Source organism: Sphingobacterium cellulitidis (genome assembly GCF_043187465.1).
In the GTDB taxonomy this organism is placed as follows: domain Bacteria; phylum Bacteroidota; class Bacteroidia; order Sphingobacteriales; family Sphingobacteriaceae; genus Sphingobacterium; species Sphingobacterium cellulitidis.
Genome location: NZ_CP171136.1, coordinates 875,208 through 901,162, shown reverse-complemented (window position 1 = coordinate 901,162; position 25,955 = coordinate 875,208). Strand labels below are relative to the sequence as shown.

General features: G+C 41.9%; 16 protein-coding genes. 5 read left to right on the top strand and 11 right to left on the bottom strand.

All coding sequences use genetic code 11. From position 1 onward, the window contains the following. The first annotated feature begins 10 nt into the window (after positions 1 to 10). The 5 genes from ACF3OC_RS03920 to ACF3OC_RS03900 all read left to right on the top strand — a co-directional run bounded on the left by ACF3OC_RS03920 (position 11) and on the right by ACF3OC_RS03900 (position 10,439). Positions 11 to 1,474: a DUF3945 domain-containing protein gene (locus ACF3OC_RS03920; RefSeq protein ID WP_002996066.1), complete on the top strand. Its 1,464-nt coding sequence runs from the start codon at positions 11 to 13 to the stop codon at positions 1,472 to 1,474. 6 nt (positions 1,475 to 1,480) lie between these two features. Next, the gene (locus ACF3OC_RS03915) at positions 1,481 to 3,565 is read left to right on the top strand and encodes a type IA DNA topoisomerase (RefSeq protein ID WP_002996062.1); all 2,085 of its coding nucleotides are present in this window, start codon (positions 1,481 to 1,483) and stop codon (positions 3,563 to 3,565) included. Then, positions 3,565 to 4,443 carry an ORF6N domain-containing protein gene (locus ACF3OC_RS03910; protein WP_002996058.1) on the top strand — a complete coding sequence of 293 codons (879 nt, stop codon included), beginning with the start codon at positions 3,565 to 3,567 and terminating at the stop codon, positions 4,441 to 4,443. The genes ACF3OC_RS03915 and ACF3OC_RS03910 overlap by 1 nt, the downstream gene beginning before the upstream one ends. A gap of 145 nt (positions 4,444 to 4,588) precedes the next feature. Further along, the gene (locus ACF3OC_RS03905) at positions 4,589 to 5,026 is read left to right on the top strand and encodes a DUF1896 domain-containing protein (RefSeq protein WP_024567727.1); all 438 of its coding nucleotides are present in this window, start codon (positions 4,589 to 4,591) and stop codon (positions 5,024 to 5,026) included. Beyond that, positions 5,013 to 10,439 (top strand): N-6 DNA methylase, encoded by a 5,427-nt coding sequence (locus ACF3OC_RS03900; RefSeq protein ID WP_024567728.1) that lies wholly within the window; start codon positions 5,013 to 5,015, stop codon positions 10,437 to 10,439. The genes ACF3OC_RS03905 and ACF3OC_RS03900 overlap by 14 nt, the downstream gene beginning before the upstream one ends. A 46-nt stretch (positions 10,440 to 10,485) precedes the next feature. Here the strand turns inward: ACF3OC_RS03900 and ACF3OC_RS03895 are convergent, their stop codons facing one another. The 11 genes from ACF3OC_RS03895 to ACF3OC_RS03845 all read right to left on the bottom strand — a co-directional run bounded on the left by ACF3OC_RS03895 (position 10,486) and on the right by ACF3OC_RS03845 (position 25,940). Then, positions 10,486 to 11,313 (bottom strand): RteC domain-containing protein, encoded by an 828-nt coding sequence (locus ACF3OC_RS03895; protein ID WP_024567729.1) that lies wholly within the window; start codon positions 11,311 to 11,313, stop codon positions 10,486 to 10,488. 75 nt (positions 11,314 to 11,388) lie between these two features. Continuing rightward, complete coding sequence (locus ACF3OC_RS03890; RefSeq protein WP_024567730.1) at positions 11,389 to 12,636, bottom strand: MFS transporter; 1,248 nt, start codon at positions 12,634 to 12,636, stop codon at positions 11,389 to 11,391. An 83-nt stretch (positions 12,637 to 12,719) separates the two neighbouring features. Then, positions 12,720 to 15,122 carry a TonB-dependent receptor gene (locus tag ACF3OC_RS03885; RefSeq protein ID WP_024567731.1) on the bottom strand — a complete coding sequence of 801 codons (2,403 nt, stop codon included), beginning with the start codon at positions 15,120 to 15,122 and terminating at the stop codon, positions 12,720 to 12,722. A gap of 498 nt (positions 15,123 to 15,620) precedes the next feature. Beyond that, positions 15,621 to 15,944: a DUF6122 family protein gene (locus ACF3OC_RS03880; protein ID WP_024567733.1), complete on the bottom strand. Its 324-nt coding sequence runs from the start codon at positions 15,942 to 15,944 to the stop codon at positions 15,621 to 15,623. A gap of 140 nt (positions 15,945 to 16,084) precedes the next feature. Continuing rightward, positions 16,085 to 16,507, bottom strand: a complete 423-nt coding sequence (locus ACF3OC_RS03875) for a hypothetical protein (RefSeq protein WP_380948347.1) — start codon at positions 16,505 to 16,507, stop codon at positions 16,085 to 16,087. A 34-nt stretch (positions 16,508 to 16,541) separates the two neighbouring features. Beyond that, positions 16,542 to 18,380 carry a cation-translocating P-type ATPase gene (locus tag ACF3OC_RS03870; protein WP_024567735.1) on the bottom strand — a complete coding sequence of 613 codons (1,839 nt, stop codon included), beginning with the start codon at positions 18,378 to 18,380 and terminating at the stop codon, positions 16,542 to 16,544. A 240-nt stretch (positions 18,381 to 18,620) separates the two neighbouring features. Further along, entirely contained in the window at positions 18,621 to 19,811 is a 1,191-nt protein-coding gene (locus tag ACF3OC_RS03865) for an efflux RND transporter periplasmic adaptor subunit (protein ID WP_024567736.1), read from the bottom strand. Between the two features lie 21 nt (positions 19,812 to 19,832). Next, positions 19,833 to 24,227: a CusA/CzcA family heavy metal efflux RND transporter gene (locus tag ACF3OC_RS03860; RefSeq protein WP_024567737.1), complete on the bottom strand. Its 4,395-nt coding sequence runs from the start codon at positions 24,225 to 24,227 to the stop codon at positions 19,833 to 19,835. 21 nt (positions 24,228 to 24,248) lie between these two features. Then, positions 24,249 to 24,857 carry a hypothetical protein gene (locus ACF3OC_RS03855; protein ID WP_024567738.1) on the bottom strand — a complete coding sequence of 203 codons (609 nt, stop codon included), beginning with the start codon at positions 24,855 to 24,857 and terminating at the stop codon, positions 24,249 to 24,251. Between the two features lie 11 nt (positions 24,858 to 24,868). Continuing rightward, entirely contained in the window at positions 24,869 to 25,552 is a 684-nt protein-coding gene (locus ACF3OC_RS03850; RefSeq protein ID WP_024567739.1) for a HupE/UreJ family protein, read from the bottom strand. 124 nt (positions 25,553 to 25,676) lie between these two features. Beyond that, entirely contained in the window at positions 25,677 to 25,940 is a 264-nt protein-coding gene (locus tag ACF3OC_RS03845) for a hypothetical protein (protein WP_024567740.1), read from the bottom strand. Between the last annotated feature and the right edge of the window lie 15 nt (positions 25,941 to 25,955).

Here is a 25,955-nt window from a genome sequence, read left to right as displayed (position 1 = left end):
TATTCAGATTATGAGCGAAGAAACAGAAAACAAACAGCAAACTCCCGAACAGTTATCGGATATATTACTGGTATTGGATAAGCAAAAGAATAAAATACAGGCGGTTACCGGCATAGACGAAAACGGCAAATTGAAGACTACTGACCCCACAAAGGAAAACCAAAGCCAGTTTATGCGTGTGGATAAGCACGGCGATTTGTTCTCCAACTTCTTCTCTAACTTTTGGAGGCAGTTAAAAAATCCGACCAATTTTTCATTCTTCAAAGTATCGGCTGATGAAGCCGTAGATAAGGCTAAGGAAATGCAAAAGCAGGTAGATAATCCTACACCCGAAGGCGAAAAGGAAATGAAAAAGAACGAGGTAAAAGCCGAACCCGAAAATGAACAAAAACAAGAAAATAAAAATGATATGGCAACAACACAGACAACACCGGATACCAGCGAATACCGCTACAAGCCGGAACAGATTGATTGGGAAACAATGAACAATCTCGGAATAGGCAAAGAACGCCTTGAAAAAATGAACCTTTTAGACCCGTTGCTAAGAGGTTACAAGACCAATGACCTTGTACCTGTAAGCGTAAACCTCGGCGGGGCTATTGTTCGCACAGATGCCCGTTTGTCTTTACAGACTGCACCGGACGGAACCGTAGTGGCAGCGATACACGGTATCAGGAAAGAGCCTAACCTGAACTTTGAGTTTTTCGGACACAAGTTTACCGATGAGGATAAGAAAAACCTGCTCGAAACGGGGAATATGGGTCGTGTGGTTGACTTGACCAATTCCAAGACAGGCGAATTGATGCCGTCAATTATCAGCGTGGACAGGCTAACCAATGAGCTGATTGCCCTGAAGACCGAATTTGTCAAAATTCCCGATGAGATTAAGGGTGTAAAATTGAACGATGAGCAAAAACAAACCTTGATGGAAGGCAAATCGCTTTATTTGGAAGGAATGATTTCTAAAAAGGGCGATGAGTTTAGTGCCAATGTACAGTTTAATGCGGATAAAAGATATGTTGAGTTTCTGTTTGATAGAAGTAACAATAATCAGCAAACACAAGAAAACCGGCAGAACAATCAGCAAAGCCAACCGCAGGAAGCTCCGAGAACTTTTAGAGGTAAGGAACTTGATGATGAACAATACAATAAGTTCAAAGCTGGACAAACTGTTTATATAGATGGTCTGATAGATAAAAAAGGACAAAAATATCAGGGCTACATCACGCTCAACAAAGAAACTGGCAAAACAGATTTCTCGTTCCAAAATCCCGACAAGCTCAAAGCCCAAGCGAAACCAACCGAAGCCCACAAAACGCAGACTGCGGTTAATTCCGAGGGAAAAACCAACGAAGCAACCAAGAATATCAAAGAGCCTTTGAAATCGGGGCAGCAAACACCCAAAAATGAAAAACAGCAGGAACAACAGAACAAACCCAAAGCACCTGCAAAATCCAAAGGCGTAAAAAGATAGTGAATAATGAAAACAATTATTGCAGAAAAACCAAGCGTAGCAAGGGAAATAGCCGGACTTGTGGGAGCATCCGATAAAAAGGACGGCTACCTTACGGGTAACGGCTATTTTGTTACGTGGGCATTCGGACATCTGATAGGATTGGGAATGCCCGAAGATTACGGCATTTCGGGGTTTGACAAAGCATCCTTGCCGATACTTCCAAACCCTTTTATGCTGACCGTTCGCAAAGTCAAAAAAGACAAAGGCTATCAAGCCGATGCTGGTGCATTGAAACAGCTAAAAGTGATTGAAAAACTGTTTAACCAAAGTGAAAGCCTCATCGTGGCAACCGATGCAGGTCGTGAGGGCGAACTCATCTTTCGGTACATTTATGAGTATCTGAAATGCTGTAAGCCCTTTAAACGGCTTTGGATAAGCTCGCTGACCGAAAAAGCCATTAAACAGGGCTTTGACAACCTAAAAGACGGAAAGGAATTTGACGGATTATATCAGGCGGCACAAGGCAGAAGCCGTGCCGATTGGCTCGTAGGCATCAATGCTACACAGGCATTGAGCATTGCCGCAGGCAACGGTATTTATTCGCTCGGAAGAGTGCAAACGCCTACACTGGCTTTGATTTGCAAACGGTATATAGATAACAAGAATTTCGCCGTACAGAAATATTGGCAGATACAATTATCCCACTCCAAAGAGCAAATTGATTTTAAAAGTATTTCTGCTACCAAATGGCAGGATAAAAAGCTGGCAGATGATACATTAAAATCTATTGAAAGGAATGGTAATACTGTAACAGTTACTTCCGTAGAAAATAAGAATATAACGGAGCAGCCGCCTTTGCTTTTTGACCTCACAGGCTTGCAAAAGGAAGCCAACAAAAAGCTGAACCTCTCTGCTGAAAAAACTTTGAATATTGCTCAAAGCCTGTACGAAAAGAAATTCATTACCTATCCACGTACCGGGAGCAAATACATCCCCGAAGATATGTGGGCTGAAATTCCCAACCTCGTGAGGGCATTGCAGAACAGGGAAACCTGCAAAGCTGCTTTATCCAAAATTAAATGGGGGCGTTTCAATAAGCGTATTGTAAATGATTTGCGTGTTACCGACCACCACGGATTGTTGATTACAGATAAAGTCCCGTCCGTTTTGAGTGCAGACGAAAATGCGGTGTATGATATGATTGCCTTTCGCCTGCTCGAAGCCATTTCGCAAGCCTGCATCAAAGAAATAACCGATGTTTCCTTACAGGCAATGCACTATGATTTCACCGTAAAAGGCTGTAAAATTTTGGAAGCAGGCTGGCGTATGATTAAGGGTAATTTTTCGGAAGATGATGCAGAACCTATACAGGATTTGCCCGAATTGAAAAAAGGCGATGAACTTAAAATAAAAGAAGCTGCCATTCTCGAAAAGAAAACCAAACCTCCTGTGCTTTATACCGAAGCTGGGCTTTTGTCGGCTATGGAAACCGCAGGTAAGGAAATCGAAAACGAAGAAGAACGGAAAGCCCTGCAAAACATCGGTATCGGTACTCCGGCTACAAGAGCCGCCATTATCGAAACACTGTTTACCCGTAACTATATCCAACGAGAAAAAAAATCTTTAATACCAACCGAAAAAGGATTGCAGGTTTACGAATTGGTTAAAGACCGAAAAATTGCGGACGTGGCTATGACCGCAGAATGGGAACTCGCTTTGCAGAAAATTGAGAACAACGAAGCGAATGCCGGAAGTTTTCAAAAGGAAACGGAAACCTTTGCAAAGTCCATTACCGATGAATTGCTGCAAACCTCCATTGCTCAAAACAGCCTCCCTAAATTGGTTTGTCCGAAATGTAAAAGCCAACAGCTTATTATCCGTGATAAGATTGTTAAATGCTCCGATGAAGTTTGCGGCTGGATACAGTTTCGCAATGTGTGCGAAGTGCAAATCAGTATTTCCGATATTGAAAACCTTGTGAATAAAGGGAAAACCAATCTTATCAAAGGAATGAAAAGCAAGGCAGGAAAGAAATTCGATGCTTATATCGTATTGGATGCCGATTGCAAAACCTCTTTTGAGTTTGATAATAAAAAGCCAAAAAGATAATGACCGATATTACCATATCCCAAAAGGAAATAGCACCGCTTATCCATACCATTAGGGATAAGCAAGTTATTCTTGATGCTGATTTAGCAATGCTCTATCAGGTAGAAACAAAAGCCCTAAACAGGGTTGTAAAGAGAAACCAAAACCGCTTTCCCGAAACTTTTTGCTTTCAGCTTAGCGAACAGGAAGTAAAATCTTTGAAGTACCAATTTGGCACTTCAAACGTTGGACGGGGCGGGAGGCGTACGCTACCCTTTGCATTTTGTGAGCAAGGAGTGGCAATGATGTCCGCATTGTTGCGAAGTGATATAGCGGTAAAGGTCAGCATTGAGATTATGAATGCCTTTGTAGAAATGCGGAAAATGCTTATCAGCAATGCTTCGCTGTTTCATCGTTTGAATAATATAGAACTGAAACAACTACAAGCCGACCAAAAATTTGAGGAAATCTTTAAGGCATTGGAAAGCGACAAGCTCCACAGCGAAAATGGCATCTTCTACAACGGTCAGGTTTTCGATGCTTACGCCTTTGTGTCGGATATTGTACGAAGTGCCAAAAGCTCCATTATCCTGCTGGATAACTACGTGGACGATACAGTGCTGACTTTGCTGGGCAAGCGCAAGGAAAATGTAACCGCTACAATCTATACCAAAACTATCAGCAATCAGCTACGGCTGGATGTACAACGGTACAACAGCCAGTATGCTCCGATTGAAATTGAGGTTTTCTCCGATGCTCACGACCGCTTTTTGATTATTGATAATGCAGAACTATACCACATCGGGGCATCTCTCAAAGACCTGGGCAAAAAATGGTTTGCCTTTTCGAGAATGGATATTGAGGTCGGCAGGATGCTCCAAATTCTAAACAATCCATAAAATGAACCTCTGAATTTTCAGAGGTTTTTTATTGCTCATTGCGACAAATCCTGCCACACAAAGCCAAACCCTGCCACTTCTTCAAAGGCACTTATCTACCGCTATAATTTTAGGCTTCAAGCAAAATTCTAAACAAAATTATAGTATGAGTACACAGCAAAAAGACTTGTCGTATTACAGATTACGACTACAAGAACATCTTAATTCAGGCTTTCCTGAAAAAGCCAGCGACCACAAATTTATCGACCAGCGTTCTTCGTGGGCTGCCAATGCTTACGAGGGTGCTTTCAGTTCGGGAAACGCTATTGAGCAGTGCAACGAAATAGCCAATTACATTCTCTTTGAGGGCTTACATTTTTCAAGGTTCGATACCATTTTTCAGGTGGTCTGCAATGAGTTCGATACCCTAATGGCAGACGAGGAACTTCGACCATTTGCCCTGAAAATGTTCCGTGTTTGCGAGCCTGTTTTTGCCAAATATAAACTGACCGATGATTTCGCCTACGGTTATGAGTTTGATGTACTCTACACCGAAATAACGGGAACCATCGCAATATGGATAACCGAAAATGGGCTTCAGTAAAAAGCAACATCTCCAACAGAATATTGATGCCCTGCGAATTGCTTTTAAACTGGAAAAGGAGAACCGACAAGCCACCGTAGGCGAAAGACTGCTAATGATGCAATACAGCGGATTTGGCGGTCTTAAATTCGTTCTGAACCCCGTTGAATATGAGATGGACATCAACAATTGGAGAAAGACCGAACACGACCTTTTCTCTATTACGCAGGAGCTGCATCAGGTTTTAAAAGAAAATGCCACAGACGAAAAGCAATACAAACGATTTGTGGACAGTATGCGAAGCTCCGTACTCACAGCATTCTACACACCGCCGGAGGTTATAGATGCCGTTTCTTCCGTATTGCGTGATAGCGGTTTGAAGATTGATAAATTCCTCGAACCCTCCGCAGGTATCGGCTCATTTATACAATCCTTTTCGGAAAATCAAAAAGCCAATGTTACTGCTTACGAAAAAGATTTGCTAACGGGCAAAATCCTAAAGCAGCTTTATCCCGCAAATAATATCCGCATAAGCGGTTTTGAGGAAATCCCCGAAAAGGAACAAAGCAGTTACGATGTTGTTGCCAGCAATATCCCGTTCGGTGATACCTCTGTATTTGACCTTTCATACTCCCGAAGTAGAAACCCCGCAAAGGAGCAAGCTGCCCGAAGCATTCATAACTATTTCTTTTTGAAAGGAAATGATATGCTCCGAGAAGGTGGTTTGCAGGCTTTCATTACCTCACAGGGGATTTTGAACAGCCCGAATAATGAGCCGATACGCAGGGCATTAATGGAAAACAACAATTTGGTTTCAGCTATCCGCTTACCCAACAATCTGTTTACAGATTATGCAGGTACAGAGGTTGGCTCTGACCTGATAATCCTGCAAAAGAATACAGCAAAACCAAATTTGACCGAAGCGGAAGAATTGTTTTGCCAAAGCAACAAAACAGGATATGGTACACCCAGCAATGCTTTATTTGAGGACGGTACAAGAATTATACATACGCATTGGAAAGTAGATACTGACCCTTACGGGCAACCTGCATTAATCTATACACACAAAGACGGCGTTGAGGGCATTGCAAATGCCCTCAAAGAGATGCTTTCCGAAGATTTTGGTAACCACCTGAATTTGTCTTTATACAAAGGCGAACAACACGATGAACCTTTTATACAAATTCCAACGCCGGTAATTCCGCCTCCCATTGTTGAGCGTGAAATCATTCAGCCCCAGCAACAGCTTTTTACGACACCTGTGATAAGACAGGAAAGTCCGCAGGAATTAAAACAGCTAAGCATTTTCGACCTATTTGAAAATACAGGTGAAACTGTGGCTGTCCTTGCTCCGCCAAAAAAAGCAACATCAGCCAAAAGACAGACCAGCCAGAGAAAACGAATGCCTATCAGTCGCCAGCCCGACCTGTTCAGTTCTGCAATGCAGCAACCTTACACGCTTCCTGTTTCAAATGGCAATAAAACATTTAATGGCAAAGAACAGGAAGTAATCGGCGATTTGTTTTCGCAACAAAACGGGAATGGCCAAGCTGATAAGCCAGCCATTCCCGTAGCCGTTCTTGCCGCCATTCCCGAACCTGCGCCGTTTAGTAACGAACTGCAATCGTTCCACCGAAACGATTGCCTTGTGGTAGATAATGGCTGGGTGGGTTATCTGCAAAGTGTAGATACCGCAGACGGTACGGCTGTCTTCCACCCGTTGCAATTACCTCCTACGCAAAAAGCAAGAGCCGAAGCGTATATACAGGTACGTGATGTTTACCAACAGCTTTATACCAAAGAAGCACAGCACCAAACTGAACACAAAGAAGAAAGGGAAAACCTTAACCGATTGTACGATGCCTTTATCAAAAGGTATGGCAATCTGAATAGCGCCGATAATATCAAGCTCATTAAAACGGACAGTGCCGGAAAGGAAATGCCTTATCTGGAGCGTGTGGTGGGCGGCGTGGTACACAAAGCGGATATATTCAGCCGTCCGGTCAGCTTTTCCATCACAACATTAGCTACCGACAATCCCGATGAAGCGTTGGCGGCATCGCTGAACAAATACGGAAGTGTGGATTTGGACTATATGTCCGAAGTGAGCAATATGACTGCCGATGTGCTGAAAGAAGCCTTACACGGCAGGATTTTCTATAACCCTTTGCAACAGGAATATGAAATCGCCGAACGCTGGATTGCAGGTAACGTGGTAGAAAAAGCGGCGGATGTAAGAAACTACCTCGAAAACAATCCCGATGATGCCCAAGCCAAAGAAAGCCTTACTGCTTTGGAAGAAGCCCGCCCAAGACGAATTGAATTTGAAGAGCTGGACTTTAACCTCGGCGAACGCTGGATACCGACTGGCGTTTATGCCCGTTTTGCTTCGCATCTTTTCGATACGGATGTGCGTGTACATTATTCCGAAAGCTCCGATGACTTTTCTGTAACCTGTGGACAGAAGAATGTGCATATATGGGACAAATATGCTGTTAAGGCAGAGAGCAGAACGTTTGACGGGATTAACCTGCTGAGGCACGCCCTTGTCAATACTACGCCTGATATTACCAAGAAAATCACAATAGATGATAAGGAAGTAAAGGTTAGGGATATGGAAGCCATTCAAATGGCAAACACCAAGATTGACGAAATCCGAACTGCCTTTACAGAGTGGCTCCACGCCCAAAACAATGAGTTTAAAAACAGGCTGACCGACCAATACAATGATACCTTTAACTGTTTCGTCCGACCGAATTATAACGGAACACATCAGGAGTTTCCGGGATTAGACCGCAAGGGGTTAAAAATCCAAGACCTGTATGATAGCCAAAAGGACACCGTTTGGATGATTAAGCTCAACAACGGTGCTATCTGCGACCACGAAGTAGGTGCAGGAAAAACGCTGGTAATGTGTACGGCAGCACAGGAAATGAAGCGGTTGGGGCTGGCTCACAAACCAATGATTATCGGGCTGAAAGCGAACGTACCCGAAATTGCCGAAGCATATAGAACCGCCTATCCGCACGCTAAAATACTCTATCCGGGCATTGACGATTTTACGCCTAAAAAACGCTTGCGGATTTTTGGTGATATTAAAAACAACGATTGGGATTGCGTGATACTCACACACGACCAATTTTCTATGATACCGCAATCGCCCGAAATGCAAAAGGAAATTCTCGAAATAGAACTGGACAGTGTGGAGCGTAACCTCGATGTGCTGCAATCGCAAGGAAATGAAGTTACCAGAGGGATGCTTGCCGGAGCGATAAAGCAAAAAGAAAATCTCGAAGTAAAGCTGAAAACCCTGCAACACGATATTGAGAACCGTAAAGATGATGTGGTGGACTTCAAAATGATGGGCATAGACCATTTGTTTGTGGATGAAAGCCACCAGTTTAAAAACCTCATTTTTAATACACGCCATTCAAGGGTTGCCGGATTGGGAAATATGGACGGAAGCCTAAAGGCTTTGAACCTGCTCTTTGCCATTCGCACTATCCAAGACCGTATTGATGCGGATATGGGTGCTACTTTTCTTTCGGGTACAACCATCAGCAATTCACTGACAGAGTTGTATCTGCTGTTTAAATACCTACGCCCAAGAGCATTGGCAAAGCAAGGCATTCATTCTTTTGATGCGTGGGCGGCTATTTACGCCCGTAAGACCACCGATTATGAATTTTCGGTGGCTAATAATATCGTGGCGAAAGAACGTTTCCGCTATTTTATCAAAGTACCGGAACTGGCTCAATTCTATTCCGAAATCACGGATTACCGTACAGCGAAAGATATTGGAATTGACCGCCCCGAAAAGAATGAGGTGTTATACAACATACCGCCAACTCCCGACCAGGAAGCATTTATCCAAAGCCTGATGCAGTTTGCCAAAACGGGCAATGCCACTTTATTAGGAAGAGAGCCGCTTTCTCAACGGGAAGAAAAAGCAAAAATGCTGATTGCTACGGACTACGCCCGTAAAATGTCGTTGGATATGCGAATGGTAAGCGATATTTATGAAGACCACCCCGACAACAAGGCTTCTCATTGTGCCGCTAACATTGCGAAGTATTACCACCAATACAATGCGCAAAAAGGAACGCAGTTCATTTTCTCGGATTTAGGTACTTATAAACCGGGTGAATGGAATGTATATTCTGAAATTAAACGCAAGCTCGTGGAAGACCACAACATACCTCCACACGAAGTCCGGTTTATACAGGAAGCTAAGAATGATAAGCAGCGTAAGGAACTTATCAAAGGAATGAACGAGGGCAAAATCCGTGTGCTGTTCGGTTCAACAAGTATGCTCGGCACTGGCGTAAACGCACAGAAAAGAGCCGTTGCCGTACACCATTTGGATACACCGTGGCGACCGAGCGACCTTGCCCAAAGGGACGGGCGGGCTATCCGAAAAGGCAATGAAATTGCAAAGCATTTTGCGGACAACAAAGTACAAGTAATTATCTATGCCGTAGAAAAATCACTGGACAGCTATAAGTTCAACCTGCTATTCAACAAACAGCTTTTTATCGACCAGCTAAAGAATAATAATCTCGGTAAGCGTACCCTTGACGAGGGTAGTATGGACGAAAAATCGGGTATGAACTTCTCGGAATATGTAGCAATTCTCTCAGGAAATACCGACTTGCTGGATAAAGCCAAAATAGAAAAGCAGATTGCCGGACTGGAAAGCGAAAAGCAGGCTTACAGTCGTTCTAAATACAGTGCCAAATATAAATTGGAAGACTATACAGCCGAACTTGACAAAGCCCAATCACGCTTTGACCGTATGAGCCTTGATTGGGGAAACTTAGAGCAACGGTTACAAAAACGGCAGGACGGTACGGTTGTAAATGCTCTTGTGCTGGACGGTTTATCGCCGAATGCCGATGTAAAACAGACGGGTGCAAAACTTAACCAGCTTGCGGACAAAGCACGTACAGGAGGCGATTATGAAGAAATCGGTAGCCTGTATGGTTTTCAGCTATTGGTAAAAACCGAAGTTTCCCAAAAAGAGGGCGTGGATATTCGTGTGAACCGATTTTTTGTACAGGGCGAGGGCAATATCAAATACACGTTCAATAACGGTGTTATGGCAAAAGACCCCGAAACGGCATCACTGAATTTTTTAAGGGCTTTGGAAAAGCTGCCTGTCTATATTAAAAAGGAACAGGAGAATATTGCCGAGTTCCAAAAAGATTTGCCTGTGCTTCAGGAAGTGGTTAACGGTACGTGGTCTAAAGAAACCCGTTTAAGCGAACTTAAAACTGAACTGGCTGCCGTAGAAAGGAAAATACAGCTTTCCATAGAACCTGTTAAACAAGTAGAAGAACCTGCGGAACAAACTGAAAAAAAGCAGCAAGCTCCAAAGGTGTCAGAAAGCATTATCAGAACTAAAGGTATCCATTTGCCACGAGGCGTACTATGAAAAGAAAACGGGGATCTGCAAGTCCCCGTTCCTTTTTTATCAATTTCTAATATTCATCTTCTTCCAGCTCATCCATCCGTTTTATCAGCGCATCACGCAGGCTGTCAAGAAACTTCGTCCGGTTTATTTTTCGGGCTTTCAGCTCCATAAATGTATGGTAAAAGTCGCCTAAATCAACATTAAAGATGCTTTCAAATGTTTTGGCGATTACTTTAATATCCGTATTGTCAAATACACCCTGAGCGTGAAGGGCATATATCAATTCTGTCAATGCAGTTTTACTGCCTCGCCAATTTAAGTTAGGTAATTCTATTGATTTGCTTTTATGTATCGGGCTGTGAAGCTGGTCTTCAAGATATACTTGTATCAGGTCATTGGCGATGATTTTTGCAGCCTTATAATCGTGGGAAGTGGAAAAATTATGGTCCGCTTCAAAATAATAGGTGTCCAGACTTAGTTTAATGTCATACTTTCCCCGTACAAATAGCTTATCATCTATAAAAGTATTATTGGTTCTGTAATATTTATAAAATTCGAGGTTATTGTCAAAATATCTTTTGAGTTTTTCCAATTCATCATTATAGTATTTCTTCACTGCCTTACCGCCATAAGGTTTCTTTGTTTCGATTTTATAGATAGCGTTATAATAGATGAGCTTTGAAACAATAGCGGGCTTTTGATGCTTGAAAAAACGAATTTCTTCCTCTACATTTTTAAATCCTCTGTTCAATACATATTCTTTCACATTAGACAGGCATTTGATGATAAGTTTTATTATCACTTCAATCTGTTGTATGGAGCAATCCGTTTCAGTTTCTAATTCTTTGATTGCGGCTTCCAGATTATTCAACGTTTCGTTATAAAATTTATCCATCCTGTTTATTTTGAAATTTCTATTGGACACCTACATTGAATTAGTTGATGTCATTACATAGGGTTAGCTAATCGGTCAAAGTGCCTTTTTACGATTTCCTTTCGATGATTTAAAGGTTAAAACAGCAATTACCGCCAAAGCCAACGTAAGCATACCTCCATACAAGAACTCTTTTTCGGGAAACCGTGTGCCTAAAAAACCTGCTATCGGGTATGCTATTGCCCACCACAAATGAGAAAACGCAAAGTGAGAACCGTACACCTTACCTTGATTTTCTGATGCAATGTTTTCGCCTATTAATGTTTCTGACGGCATATCGGCAAGCGTTTGACCTATACCTGCCAAAACCCATAAGAACAGCAAGCCGTTGTACGGAACAAAATTGGCAAAGCTGATAGCTAAACCTATCAGGACAGCCCCGCTTATCAGCGATATGCTCCGTGTTTTGGTTTTATCAAGGCTGCCTAACAGAAAAGCCGTGATAGCTGCGCCTACTCCGAAAATTGCCATTATCCAGCCGTAATGCTTATCATCTAAAGCTAAAGATGTTTTTACCAAACCAACGGTATTTACCAATACCATAGCTCCGGCAATAGCAGATATAAATTCAATACTTAAAGAGAACCTTAAAATCTTGTTTCCAAACAATAAGCGAATACCTTTTATTACTTCGCTCCACGTATTGCCGGGCGGTGTACTATCGGTATTCACTCCTTTTTGCAGTGCTGCCACCGGTATAGTCAATATCAGTAGTATGGCAATGAATAATGTTGCTCCATTGACAAAGAAAATCTGCTTGGCTCCTAACCATACCGCAAATATCCCCGCCAATGCAGGACCAAATACGCTTAACAACTGAAAAGTTGCCATTGATAAGCCGTTGGCTTCCCTGTATATTTCTTTGTCTACTATCTGTGGGATAATAGCCCTGTATGTTGGCGTGAAGAATGCAGCGAATACGTTCAATGCAAATATCAACCCATACACCTGCCACTCGGCATTTACAAACGGCAGCATACACACAATTGCCATTCTTGCCAGTTGCGTTATCAGCAATATGTTTTTTCGCTTTAATTTTTCAGACACTACGCCTGCAAAGGGCGAAAAAATGATATACGCCGTTACCCGCAAAGTGAGAGCCGATGCCAATATAGCTGCCGCATTATCGGGGCTGATTTCATAGGTAAGCAATGCCAATCCTAACCACGTAAAGGCATCCCCGAACAAACTTGCGATTTGGGCAAAATAAAGCCTTGCGAAAGTCGAGTTCCGTAATGTTTTAAATGGTTCTGTAAACGCTTTTTTTAATAATTGTAATTCCATTTTACATTTTTAAATTATTCTTATTAAGCGGATAAGCACCGCCGTCAGACGGAGCTTTTTTCTATCCGCTTCGTTATGGTTTCTTAAAAATTCATTATCAGTTTCACACTGATATTACGTCCCATATTGAAAACGCCCATTCTTCCCGTTGCCGGATTTTCAGGAGCATATTTCAGTCTGCTTAAATGACTTTGATAAGCCACATCAGCAAGATTTTCTCCACTAATGAACAAAGACATAAAGTCGCTCCGGTTGAACGCCTTAATATTTGTTCCGATACCTGCACTCAATAAAGTGTATGCGGGTGTTGCTGTTTCTGTTCCGTAAGCACTGAAAAACTTATCCTGCTGAAAGAAGTGGTTAATCCCAAATTTGATGTAAGCGTTGGAAAACGTTCTATTTACATTCCTTAATTCGGCTTTGATTTCGCCCCTGTATCTCGGGGCTGGGATAAACGGCAAGTATTTCGAGCTTTCGGGTTGGCTGCTTTGGGTAGCCTGTACATACGAAAATGAGTTTTCCAAATGCAGCCATTCTATCGGTTGCGGGTGTATGTCCAAATAAATTTCGCCACCAACTAAGGTAGCGTTGCCCGCTGTATATTGAAAGGCTGGCGCACCATCAACAGGGTCGGGAATAATTTCCGTTCCGTCTTCCGCAACAAGTTTTTCGAGATAGATATAATTTTGAATGAAGTTTACAAATGGCGTAAGCTCCAACGTAATGTGTTTGGAGTTCAGAAAATAGGCAACATCTATCTGGTGACTGATTTCTGATTTTAAATCAGGTGTTCCGAACAGATAACGAAACGTTCCCTCGTGTCTTCCGTTCGCTGACAGTTCCGTACTGTTCGGCGCTCTGAAACCTCTCGATACATTGAATTTTAACGTAGAATTTTTATCGACTTGATAAGACAATCCTAAGCTACCGGAAACGCCATTGTAGTTTTTATTAAAGGCACTGAACTTTAATTCCGCATCGGGGTCTGTACTTTGCACAGGCTCTTCGTCTTCATTAAGATAGAGTTCTTTTGAGTTCATAGACCTGTTGTCAAATCTAAGTCCTCCGGCTAAAGTGAGTTTGCCAAAAGTTTTCTGTGTAAAAAGAAATGCTCCGGCATCAAACAGATTATAGGCAGGTATCAAAAATTCTTCCCCTCTGTTGGTGTTGGATTGCCACATACCACCGATACCAACCGAAGTTTCCCAGCCTCTTGATTTTTCAAAATTATACCGCACATTATAATTAAGTGTGTTCAAATCAAAGAACAATGCCGGTTCATTGGGAGCGGCGGGGTTTTCATACTCTCTTCGTTTATTGTTCTGAAAACCGAAATCGGCATTAATTGTACCTTTATTCAATATGAAATAATTGTTGGAAGAAACGCCCAAATGGTTGATGGTCTGATGTGGAAAACCGACCTTATACCCTTTATAATCATTTCCGCTTGCAACTACTTCATCGCCATTGGCATTTTCATAGATAAATCTTCCTAACTCGTCCCTTTCGCCCTCTACAAGATTAAGCGTGTTGTTATAAGAGCTGACGGTGAGGTGCGAGTGTCCCCACCTTTTGTTTATTCCCAAGAACAAGCTGCCGTTAAGTTCCTTAAAACCCGAATTGAAGACTTTCCCATCGTAGGCATTTTGATAGTTGCCCGCAAATTTATTACTAAACCTGCCCAACCATTGTAAACCATCCTTATTGCCTGCATTGGAAAGGGAGTAGCCTATCAGGTTATTATTGCTTTGGTAATTCGTAGAAACCTGCGTTTTTATCTCACCTATTGGCAAGGCTTTAGGAGCAAGAAAGTTAAGCACTCCGGCAATACCGTCCGAGCCGTACATCAGGCTGCCGGGACCTTTCACTACTTCCACTCTGTCCACCGCATTCTCATCTATTTCAATACCGTGTTCATCTCCCCATTGCTGCCCTTCTTGACGAATACCGTTATTCAATGTAATCACCCTGTTGTATCCCAATCCTCTTATGGTAGGTTTTGAAATTCCCGTACCCGTTGTTATCTGGTTTACGCCCGGTATGTTTCTCAAACCGTCAATCAGGTTGGTAGCACTGTTTTGTTTTAAGGTGTTGCCGTCAACCGCTTTGACAATAACAGGGCTTAATCTTAGTTCTGTCGAGCGGGTTACACCTGTGATGATTAACTCGTTCAGCTCCGTAATGGCAGGACTTAATACAAAGTCCATAACCGTATCTTGTGCTATCGTTATTTTCTCGATTATTGGTTCATAACCTGTAAAACTTATCTCTAAAAGATATGTTCCCCGTTTCAGGTTTTTGATTTCATAATTACCGTTTACATCCGTTGTGGTTCCGGCTTTTAAATCAGCAATATAGACTGATACCCCGGCTAAATTTTTATTATTTTCCTGGTCTTTTACTGTACCGGAAATTCTGTTTTGTGCAAATATGTTTAAGGTTGCTGAAACAAAGGCAACCAATAGCAATACGCTTTTTAAATTCATAAATCTGATTTTTTAATTCTTATAATTTGAGCTGGATAAACAGACGCTCCGGCTGCTTACCTCTATAAAAAATCAAATTATTGGCGGACCTCTGTTTTGGGTTTCAGGAAGTGTGGCTTCGTAAAAATTTGCCTTATATAATGTATATTCCGAACGATGTTCAACATTAATGCAAACAAACTGTATAGCGGTAAAAAGATGAACAGATACACAATGATTGTCACAAAGAAAACACTTCTTTAATACTTTGCTAAGGTGGGCTTTATGTTCGCAGAAACTATTGCTGCCATCTGAATAGTAAACAGTTTTTTCACATTTGGTTGCTTTTTCAAATGCAATAATTTCATCGTGGTGGTGAAACATAAGTGCAGGGCTGTTGCCGAACAGGTATAACAGCAACAGAAAAAGTCCTGCAAATTTTATGTTTCTTTTATCTTTCAATTTTAGCTACGATATGGTTAAAAATGTTTTGGATTTTCCTGTAAACTCAACGGGTATCTACCAAAGACAATCCTGAAAATCGGTTGCCATATGTAACAATAAGCCCAGCGCAACAATCCTGACTATTTTGTTGCCGAACAGCAAGAGCAAGAAATACACTGCTATTGCATAATACGAATGCAGGTAGTGAAAGCCAACGCTGCATCTGTTCGGGTCGAATATCGGTTCTGCAAACAGGTGGTCTATATCAACAAGCATTGTTGCTAACAAAATTATCCAGACCATCTTCCATTCCTTTCTGAAAAACACGAAGGCAACCAATCCCGGAAAGAGAAGGTGCAAAGCGTAGTGGATAATATTTTGCAGTACGAATAAGGACATTTAGTTATTTTTCTTTGGTCGTTTTTTAGTCGGGTATGAAGCCTATTAATAGTTTATGTTGATTTGTTATGGAAATAAAGCCTTGCGGAAGTCTTATTCCACAAAGCCTTATTATTTCACCGCCAATTTTAGATGAAAAATTAGTGTTGATGTCCGTGTGCTTTGTCAGCAGCAGAAACCTCATTTTTAAATTTTCCAACCAACTTTTTGCCCTCATAGGTAATCGTAACGGTGCAATTCGTATGGATGCCATTTTTAGGCAATGCCACTGTCAATGCTCCATTTTTACCTTCGATAAGATTAGCTGTTGATTTACTGCCATTTTCAAAAGCAAATTCTACCGAGCCGGTAGCCGTTTTGGTTAACGTTTTAGCATTGGCATCCAGCACATAAAAAGTAAGCGCATTGTTGGCTTTTACCATTTCGATATGGTAGTTGTCAATATCTACCATTTTACCCCCGTGTGGAGCTGCACCGTGTCCGCTTTGAGCCATTGCAGGGCTAATTGCTAAAGTTGCAATAGCAACCACTAAAGCCATTCCGATTGATTTGATTTTTCTCATTTTTTTTGATTTTTAAAAAGTGAATAATTAAGAATTAAATTTTTACCCTAAGTAATTTGATTGAATTAAGAAACACCAGCGTATCAGGTAACAGGTGGATGATGGCTGCCTGCACCGGTCCTAAAACTCCCGTTAACACCAATGTGATACCTACAACGTGTACCACACCCACACCGCCGATGATATTTTCCTTAATTGTCCTGAATGCTTTTTTACTGATGGCTTTGGAACGGGCTATTTTTTCCAGCTTATCTTCCACCAATACAATATCAGCCGCTTCCATTGCAGCTTGTGTACCCACTATGCCCATAGAAATACCTACATTCGCCTGTACCAAAGCAGGTGCATCGTTAATGCCGTCACCAACCATTGCTACTTTTTCGCCTTTGGATTGTAGTTCCTGTATCGCCTTGATTTTGTCTTCAGGCAGCATATCTGCCCTGAATGATGTAATACCTAATTGTCCTGATACGTGTGCTGCCGTCTGTGGATTGTCGCCTGTGAGCATAATGATGTTTTCTACACCGCTTCTTTTCAATTCCTCAATCATTTCCTTTGCTCCCGGACGTATCGCATCTGACACATAAAACACAGATGCCGCATTGCCATCCACCGCCATATAGATAGCCGTATCGGTGAGGTTTTCGCTATTGACGGTTACGGAAATAGTATGGTCGTCCATCAGCGTTTTGTTACCTATCAGCACTTTTTTATTGTTGATGGTAGCACTGATACCTTTCCCTTTGAATACCTCAAAATCCGTAGGCTCTGATAACGAAGCACCCATATTGTCCGCATACATCAGTATAGCATTGGCAAGGGGGTGGCTGGAACGGTTTTCCGCTGATGCCGCTAATTGCACCAATTCTTTTTCAGTAAAGCTGTCATCGAGTATTTCAACTCTGTTTACGGTAGGCTTACCTATGGTCAATGTGCCTGTTTTGTCAAAAACAATGGTTTTTATCTTCGCCAATTCTTCCAAAAACTTACCGCCTTTTACAAGTATTCCTTCTCTTGCGGCTCTTGCTATGGCAGAAATGGTTACTAAAGGCGTAGCTAAGCCTAATTCGGCAGGCGAAGTGAAAATAAGCAGGGCTATCACGAGCTTTACATCTTTAGTTAGTAGGTAAACACCCAATACAAAAACGAAAACAACGGGTATCAGCCACGCCGCTACCTTATCCGTTAATTTTTCAATAGGGGCTTTACTGCTTTCTGCTTCTTCTACCAAAGCGATAATGCGTGAAAACACCGTATCTTTTCCCGCTTTGGTCATTTCTACGTCCAAAGCCCCTAACTCCAGTATTGTACCTGCAAATACTTCTGTACCGGAATTTTTTTCTACGGGTACGCTTTCTCCTGTTATGGGGGCTTGGTTTACAGACCCCGAACCCGCCACTATCTTACCGTCAACGGGTATTTTTTCGCCAGCCTTTACCACCACAATATCACCCACCGTCAGTGATGCAATAGATACGGGCTGCTCGTTACCGTCCTTTTTCAATATGGCTGTCTGTGGCACAGAACCGATGAGTTCCTTTATAGATGCTCTTGCTCTTTCACCGCTTGCACTGGCAATGTATTCGGCAATCAGGATAATCATCAGCACCACAGAACCCGCTAAATATTCTTTACCAACGACCGATACGATTACGGCAATGGAAATAAATAACTCCGTACCTATTTTCCGTTCCCTGATTAATTCGAGAATGGCAGTTTTTAGCAATGCGTATAAACCAAAAGCCGTAGCTGCCAGCAAGACGGGAAGTGGTATAATTTCTAAATAAAACAACAGGCTGGCAATACCCACTGTAATAATGCGTATGATTTCCCAAAAAAATTGCCGGGAAAAAAAGGTTTGTAAATAGTTCATATTGTTATGATATTAATGGGTATGCCCTTTGGATATACCCAAGTTTGAAATAACTACCGATAATATGAGCAATGCTATAAACAATACTACCCCAAGGGCAATCAAACCATACTTCATCTTTTTAGATAGGGGTCTGTTATTTGTACCTCCTTTTCTTTTCGGAGGAGGTACAAATTTTTTCCTCTTTCTTGTTTTCCGACTTCTATTTGTTCTTGATTTCATACAGTAGATAGCATTGTCTTATTCTTCCTCTTCAGCGTTTTTAATTGCCGAAAGAATGGTATAAGCATTTTTAGTAACTACCTTTAATGATTGCTGATTAACACTTTGAGGCAATTCGATAGCCGTATAGCCTTCCTGTTCCATACCTTTGGCAACTTGTACCAACTGGAAGGTATAGCCGTCTTTACTATCCGCTGTTTGAATAATGATGTAATCCAAACCGTCCAACTGAACAATGGCATCATTCGGTACTGCACTCTTTTGTTCCGTTCCTGTTTCTACCCACGCCTTTACATACATTCCCGGTAAAAGTTTTGCATCTTTGGTAAAGCGGCAAAGCACAGGTATCATTTTTTTGTCATCGGCTGCCTGACCTACCAAGTACACTTTTGCTGTGTGGCGGTAATCATTCTCATTAGATAATGAAAACTTAACCGTTTGCCCAACCTGAATTTTTCCCAAGTCTTTTTCAAAGGCATTTAAGGCAAGATGCAGGGCATCTGTACCTGTTATCTCAAACAGCACATCGGTAGGGGCAGCATATTTACCAATGTTGGTATTGCTGCTTTTGATATAACCTGAAATGGGTGCATAAATGCCCGCAGTTCTGGAAATTTTATTGCTGCTTTTTAAACTTGCGCTGCTGATGCCAATGAGTGCCATTTGCTGTTCTAATCCGGCAATACGGGCTTTCATTACATTATAATCTGAACTTACCTGTTGAAAAGTCTTTGCTGCATTCACATCCTCGTTTCTCAATTCCTGCTGCCTTTTGTATTCCTGCGATAAATATTCCAACCTGCCGATACTTTCCAGATATTCCTGCTGAATGGTAATAAATTCCGGGTTTTCAATGGTGGCTAATTGCTGTCCTTTTTTTACAGCTTGCCCCGGTAGCAGCCCTGCTGTTTTTATATAACCTCCCAATGGTGCTGACACTGTGGCTATACTGTTAGGGTCAGCTTCGATAGCTCCCGTCAGCTTGATGATATTACTTAGGTTTCTTAATTCGATAGCACCTGTTTGTATCTCTGATAGCTTATACTGGTCAGGAGTAAACGTAATTTGTCTGACCGAAGAAGCTGTGTCCGCCTTGCTTTCTGCGGTAGTCTGCTCCCCGGCAGCTTGCTCTTTTTTATCCTTACAGGATACTACCACTATTGCTGATAGCAGTAGGAGCGGTATATATTTTTTAAATGACCTATTCATTATTTTAATTTTTTTGAATGATTAATTTTTACCTGAAATTGCTTCTATGGAAATAACGACCCTGTTGAAATTATACAGGTTGTCTATATACTCCGAATGGATGTTATTGGATAGCGTAAGGTTTTGCAAATATTGTGTATAGGAAATATCACCGCTTCTAAAACCTTTATCCGAGTTGTTGATAATCAGGTCTGCCTGCGGCAATGCCTGTGTCTGATAATAGTTTATTGACTTCTGATATTTCACATACTCCTGCGCCAGCTCTTTTAATTGTCCGTTCAGGTTCATCGTTGTCAGTTCCACCTGTTTTTGTGCAATCTGCTCGTTGATTTTAGCCGCATTGATTTTGGATTTATAACCTCCGGGGAAAAGAGGAATAGCAACACCAATCTGGAAAAAATTAAACCGGTCTTTTCCGGTATAGGTTCTGTCTATACCGTTTATTGTTTGCAAGCCTTTGTAGGTTTGACCGTTATAACCTAAAATAATATCCGGTAGCATCTTGCTTCTCTCCAAAGAGATTTCTCTTTGGCTTACATTGATTTCCTGTTGCAGATATTGAATGATGGGATTATTGGCAGTAGATGCGTTATCCATAGGCAATAATATATCTCTTGGAACTAATGCGGTATCTGCTATACTGATATCATCGGTTGTGTTGAGCAATGTCTGTAAAAGCTGCTTGGCAATTTTTATATCGGCTTCGTTCTTTTCCAGCTCATTTTGAATTTGCCGGTACTGTACAGATGAAGTAGCATTTTCAAGGCTTGTACTTTCTCCTGTCCGGTATCTCACGTCGCTTGCTTTGCTTAGCTTACTAAAAATGGTGTCCTGCTCTAACAACAGCTTCCTTTTTTCCAAAATGTACTGGTATTGCAGGTAAGCCAGCTTCACGTCTTCTACAAGGTCGTTTTCGGTCACAGCTTTGTATTTTTCGCTGCTTTGTATTCTTTCCTGCGCCAGCTTTGACTGGTTGCCGTAAACCGTTGGAAAATCAAAACGCTGTGTAACACTGATTAAATTATCATTAATGGTAGGATTACTCACTACGCCCTGCGTATAGGAAATTTCTGTCTTAGGAATAGTAACGCTTCCTTTTTTTAAAGCCTGCTGGACATTGATGTTATACTCCGCTATCTTGATGCTGTTGTTGTTTTTTAACGCCTCGTCAATAGATTGCTGCAAGGTCAGCACTCTCGTTCCCGAATTGGATGGTACTTGCGCCTGCATTACAGATGGGAAACAGAAAAATCCCAATAGCAATATGGCGGTAGGTAAGGCTTTGTTTTTACGCATTTTGAAAGATGATTTAGTGAAGTAGATATACAGTACCGGCAGCACTACAAGGGTTAAAGCGGTTGCCGTTATCAGCCCTCCAATAACTACCGTAGCCAACGGGCGTTGTACTTCTGCACCTGATGAGCTGGACAAAGCCATTGGTAAAAAGCCTAAAGAGGCTACGGCGGCTGTCATCAATACAGGTCTTAACCTTACCCGAGTGCCAATACGCACCCTTTCGTAAATATCTTCTACACCGTCTTTTGCCAATCGGTTAAATTCCGCTATCAATACAATCCCGTTCAGAACCGCAACCCCAAACAACGCAATAAAACCTACACCTGCAGAAATACTGAAAGGCATATCCCTGATAAGTAGAGCAAATACACCGCCTATTGCAGACAATGGAATAGCTGTGAATATTAATAAGCCCTGCTTTACCGAACGGAATGTAAAGTATAAAAGCAATAGGATGAGCAATAGTGCGACAGGCAAAGCTACTGCCAGCCTTGCGTTGGCTTCTTCGAGATTTTTAAATTGCCCGCCATAGGTGATATAATAGCCTGATGGCATCTTAACCTTAGCATTCACAATATCCTGAATATCGTTTACGATGCTTTTTACATCTCGGTTTCTTACGTTGAAACCAAGTGTAATCCGTCTTTTCGCATTATCTCGCTGTATTTGTACCGGACCGGGTTTGTAAGCAATATTCGCCACCTCGCTTAAAGGGATTTGCTGACCTGTGGGCGTACTTACAAATAGATTTTGAACATCTGTAATGTCTGCTCTTGAAGCATTATCCAATCGTACTACCAAATCAAAACGTCTTTCTCCCTCGTACACCAAACCTGCTGCTTTACCGGCAAAGCCTGTTTCGATGGCACTGTTCACGTCCTCAACGTTCATTCCGTATTGGGCTATCTTATCTCGGTCAAACTGTATGCTGATTTGTGGTAAACCCGTAATTTCTTCCACATACAAATCTTCTACACCCTCAACATTTCTTATTTTCCGACCTACATCTGAAGCAAGGTCAGAAAGCACATCTAAATCTTCACCGTATATTTTTAAAACCACATCCTGCTTAGCACCGGTAAGCAATTCGTTAAAACGCATCTGTATGGGTTGCTGGAAACTGAATGTTGCATTGGGGATTACAGATAGAGATTGTTGCATTTTTTCAATCAGTTCTTCTCTGTCGCCTGCACTTGTCCATTCTTTTTTAGGCTTTAGCTTAACAACCATATCTCCCGCTTCAATAGGCATTGGGTCTGTCGGAATTTCACCCGAACCTATTTTGTTTACTACCTGTTCTACTTCGGGATAGTTCTTCAATAAAATGGTTTGTGCTTTTTGGGAAACGTCTATCATTTGGGTGATGGAGCTTCCCACGGGAACCCTTGTTTCCACTGCAAAATCGCCCTCGTCCAACTGCGGGATAAATTCACCGCCCATTCTGTTGAATGTGATAAGTGTGATGATGAACAATACCACTGCAACCGATACTACCAAAAGTTTTCGCTTCATCGCACCATTAATGATAGGTGTATAAACTTTCTGTATGGCTTTCATCATCCTGTCCGAAAAGTTTTCTTTGTGCGTTGTCTTTTTACTCAACACCAATGCAGACATCATCGGAACGTAAGTGAACGATAACAGGAATGCGCCTAAAATGGCAAAAGAAACTGTTTGTGCCATTGGTCCAAACATTTTACCCTCAACGCCTACCAATGCTAATAAAGGCAGGTACACGATTAAGATAATAATCTCGCCAAATGCTGCTGCGGAACGTATCTTACGGGACGACTGATAAACTTCTTCGTCCATTTGGTCTTGTGTCAGTTTAGCCACGCCACCGTACCGTTCCTTGCTACCTGTAATCCTATGCAACACCGCCTCAACTATAATGACCGTTCCGTCAACGATTATCCCGAAGTCAATTGCCCCCAAGCTCATCAGGTTTCCTGAAACTCCAAAAACCCGCATCATTGCTATTGCAAACAACATTGCCAGTGGAATTACAGAAGCCACTACCAATCCGCCTCGCAGGTTTCCTAAGAAAAGTATCAATACAAAAATTACAATTAATGCCCCTTCAATAAGGTTGGTTGAAACGGTTGAAATAGCTCCGTCCACCAATTTTTTACGGTCGAGGAAAGGCTCTATTTCTACACCTTCGGGTAAACCTTTCTGAATTTCCGCAATCTTTTCTTTTACATTGGTAATAACCTCCGATGAGTTAGCTCCTTTCAACATCATAACGATACCTGTAACGGTTTCGCCCTCACCGTTACGTGTGGCTGCTCCGTATCTTGGACCGTTGCCAAAACGAACTTCGGCTACATCTCTTAACAAAACGGGTACGCCTCCCTCGGTTTTTATAACAATTTTTTTGATTTCCTCAATGTTCTTTACCAAGCCTTCGCTTCGGATAAAGAAAGCATTCGGACCTTTATCAATATATGCACCTCCCGTATTTTGGTTGTTTTTTTCCAGTGCTGTGAAAATATCGGAGATATTAATGTTCTGGCTGGCAAGCCTGTCAGGTTCAATGGCGATTTCGTATTGCTTTACAAACCCTCCGAAGCCACTTACTTCCGCCACGCCGGGCGTACCTAATAGCTGCCGTTTAATAATCCAGTCCTGAATGGTTCTTAACTCTGTGGCATCGTACTTATCTTCATAGCCTTTTTTGGGATGGATAACGTATTGGTAGATTTCGCCCAAACCGGTGGTTACAGGAGCCATTTCAGGCGTACCCACCCCTTCGGGGATATTTTTAGCTGCAATAGTCAGCCTTTCCTGTACCTGTTGCCTGCCCCAATAGATGTCTACCTTTTCTTCAAATACAATGGTAACAATAGAAAGCCCAAAACGGGAAAAGGAACGCATATCCTTTATACCCGGAATGCTGACCATTGTCTGCTCCACGGGAAAGGTTACGAGCTGTTCCACTTCCTGCGCCGCCAGTGTAGGCGATACAGTAATGACCATCACCTGATTATCCGTGATGTCAGGTGTGGCATCAATAGGAAGTTTGGTAAGCGAATAGGAACCCCAGCAAATTAATGCCAGGGTAAATAATCCTATTACCAACTTATTCTTGATTGAAAAATGAATGATGTTATTTAACATATCATAATGTTATTAGAATATTTATTGTTTAAGAAGATACTGTCCTTTCATTTTGATTTTAACAGTAATGTTCTCATTGGAATTGTTTTTGAAATACCAGCCCTGCGGACCTTCAAACGGAGCGACTAAAGAGCCGACCATATTATTGGAATAGGCAATAGTATAGCTTTCAAAGTAGTTGCTGTTGTTCTTTACTTCGCCGTGAAAGTCAAAGTATAGCTCACCTTTATCGGTAATCCATTCATATTTCATCTGACCGTATTTCAACATATTTACTTTGTATTCCAATCCTTCGCCTGCCGGAATAACCACGCTTACCTCGTCTGTACGTTCTGCCAGTTGAGTGGCTGGTGGCGGGTTATCTGCCGCCGCTGGTTTGGCAACATCTGCCGGAGAGCCAACATTTTCCAGTTTTAGTATCTTGTGCGGTCCCGAAGCCAACGCTTCCGTACCTGCATCACCAACATACAGCTTGCTAAAGCCTGTTGCCTTGCCAATACCCAAAGGGTCTATCCCGTATTCAGCCGGGAGTACGGCACTTACCAAGAGTACCGCTCCAATAACCAAAGCAATAATGACCTGCTTTACAATGGATTTCTTATCTAAGATTTGATGTGCTATTTCTGCCATTTTGATATTTGTTAAGAGTTAAAATAACCGACTAACTGATAGCCGAATAATAAAAAGCCTGCTGCCATCAGCAACATATTTGTAACTGTTGAGAATTTTAGAAAACTCGGTGACCTTCTCCAATTAGTGATGATAAACAATACAAGGGCTAAGGCTATGAACTGACCTATCTCTACACCGATATTGAAGCCAAGCAGGTTGGTCAATAAGCCGGTTCGGTCAAAGCTCAATTCCTGTAACTTACTGGCTAAACCAAACCCGTGAAAAAGTCCAAAGATTAAGACTGCCGCTTTGGTATTGGGCTGACGTCCTAAAAACCTTTGAAAGCCTCCTAAATTATCGAAGCCTTTATACACGATAGACAATGCAATAATGGCATCAATCAGATAGGCATTGATTGCCATATCTGCCAATACACCCAGCAATAGGGTAATACTGTGACCAATGGTAAAAAAACTCACATAAAGCAGTACTTCTTTTGGGCGATACAGAAAAAAGATAACGCCTACAAGAAAGAGCAGGTGGTCATACCCGGTGAGCATATGCTTTGCCCCGATATACAGAAAAGGAACGAAAGCTACTCCCGAATTGCCGCTTAAAAATGTCTGGGTATCCTCATCTACTCCGTGAGCATACGCCGCCCCTGAAACCAATATCAGTAGGGCTATTGATAGAAAAATTTTGATATACTTCATTTCCGGATTTTTTGTTAATTGAAAGCATAGCATCGAGGATGTGCATAGGTGAATACACACATCTCACGATGTACAGTTTGTGAAATCAATTATGCACACGGATTAAGCGTAATCCCCAAAAGGATTAATGCTTGTGTCCGTGAGCTTTGTCTATGCTGTCCTGATTAACTTTAGGCTGCGCAGCAGATTTATCTGTGCTGTCAGCAGGTGTATGATTACCCGCAGGGTCGTGGGAATGACCGTGAGCCTTGTCAATGCTGTCCTGATTGACTGCCGGAGCTGTTAGTTCCTGTTCTGAATTTGAATTATCCGAAGAAGATTTTTCGCTGTTATTGCAAGCTGTAAACGCAAGTGCAGCAAATGCCGCTATAATGAATGATTTTTTCATCGTTAAAATAAATTT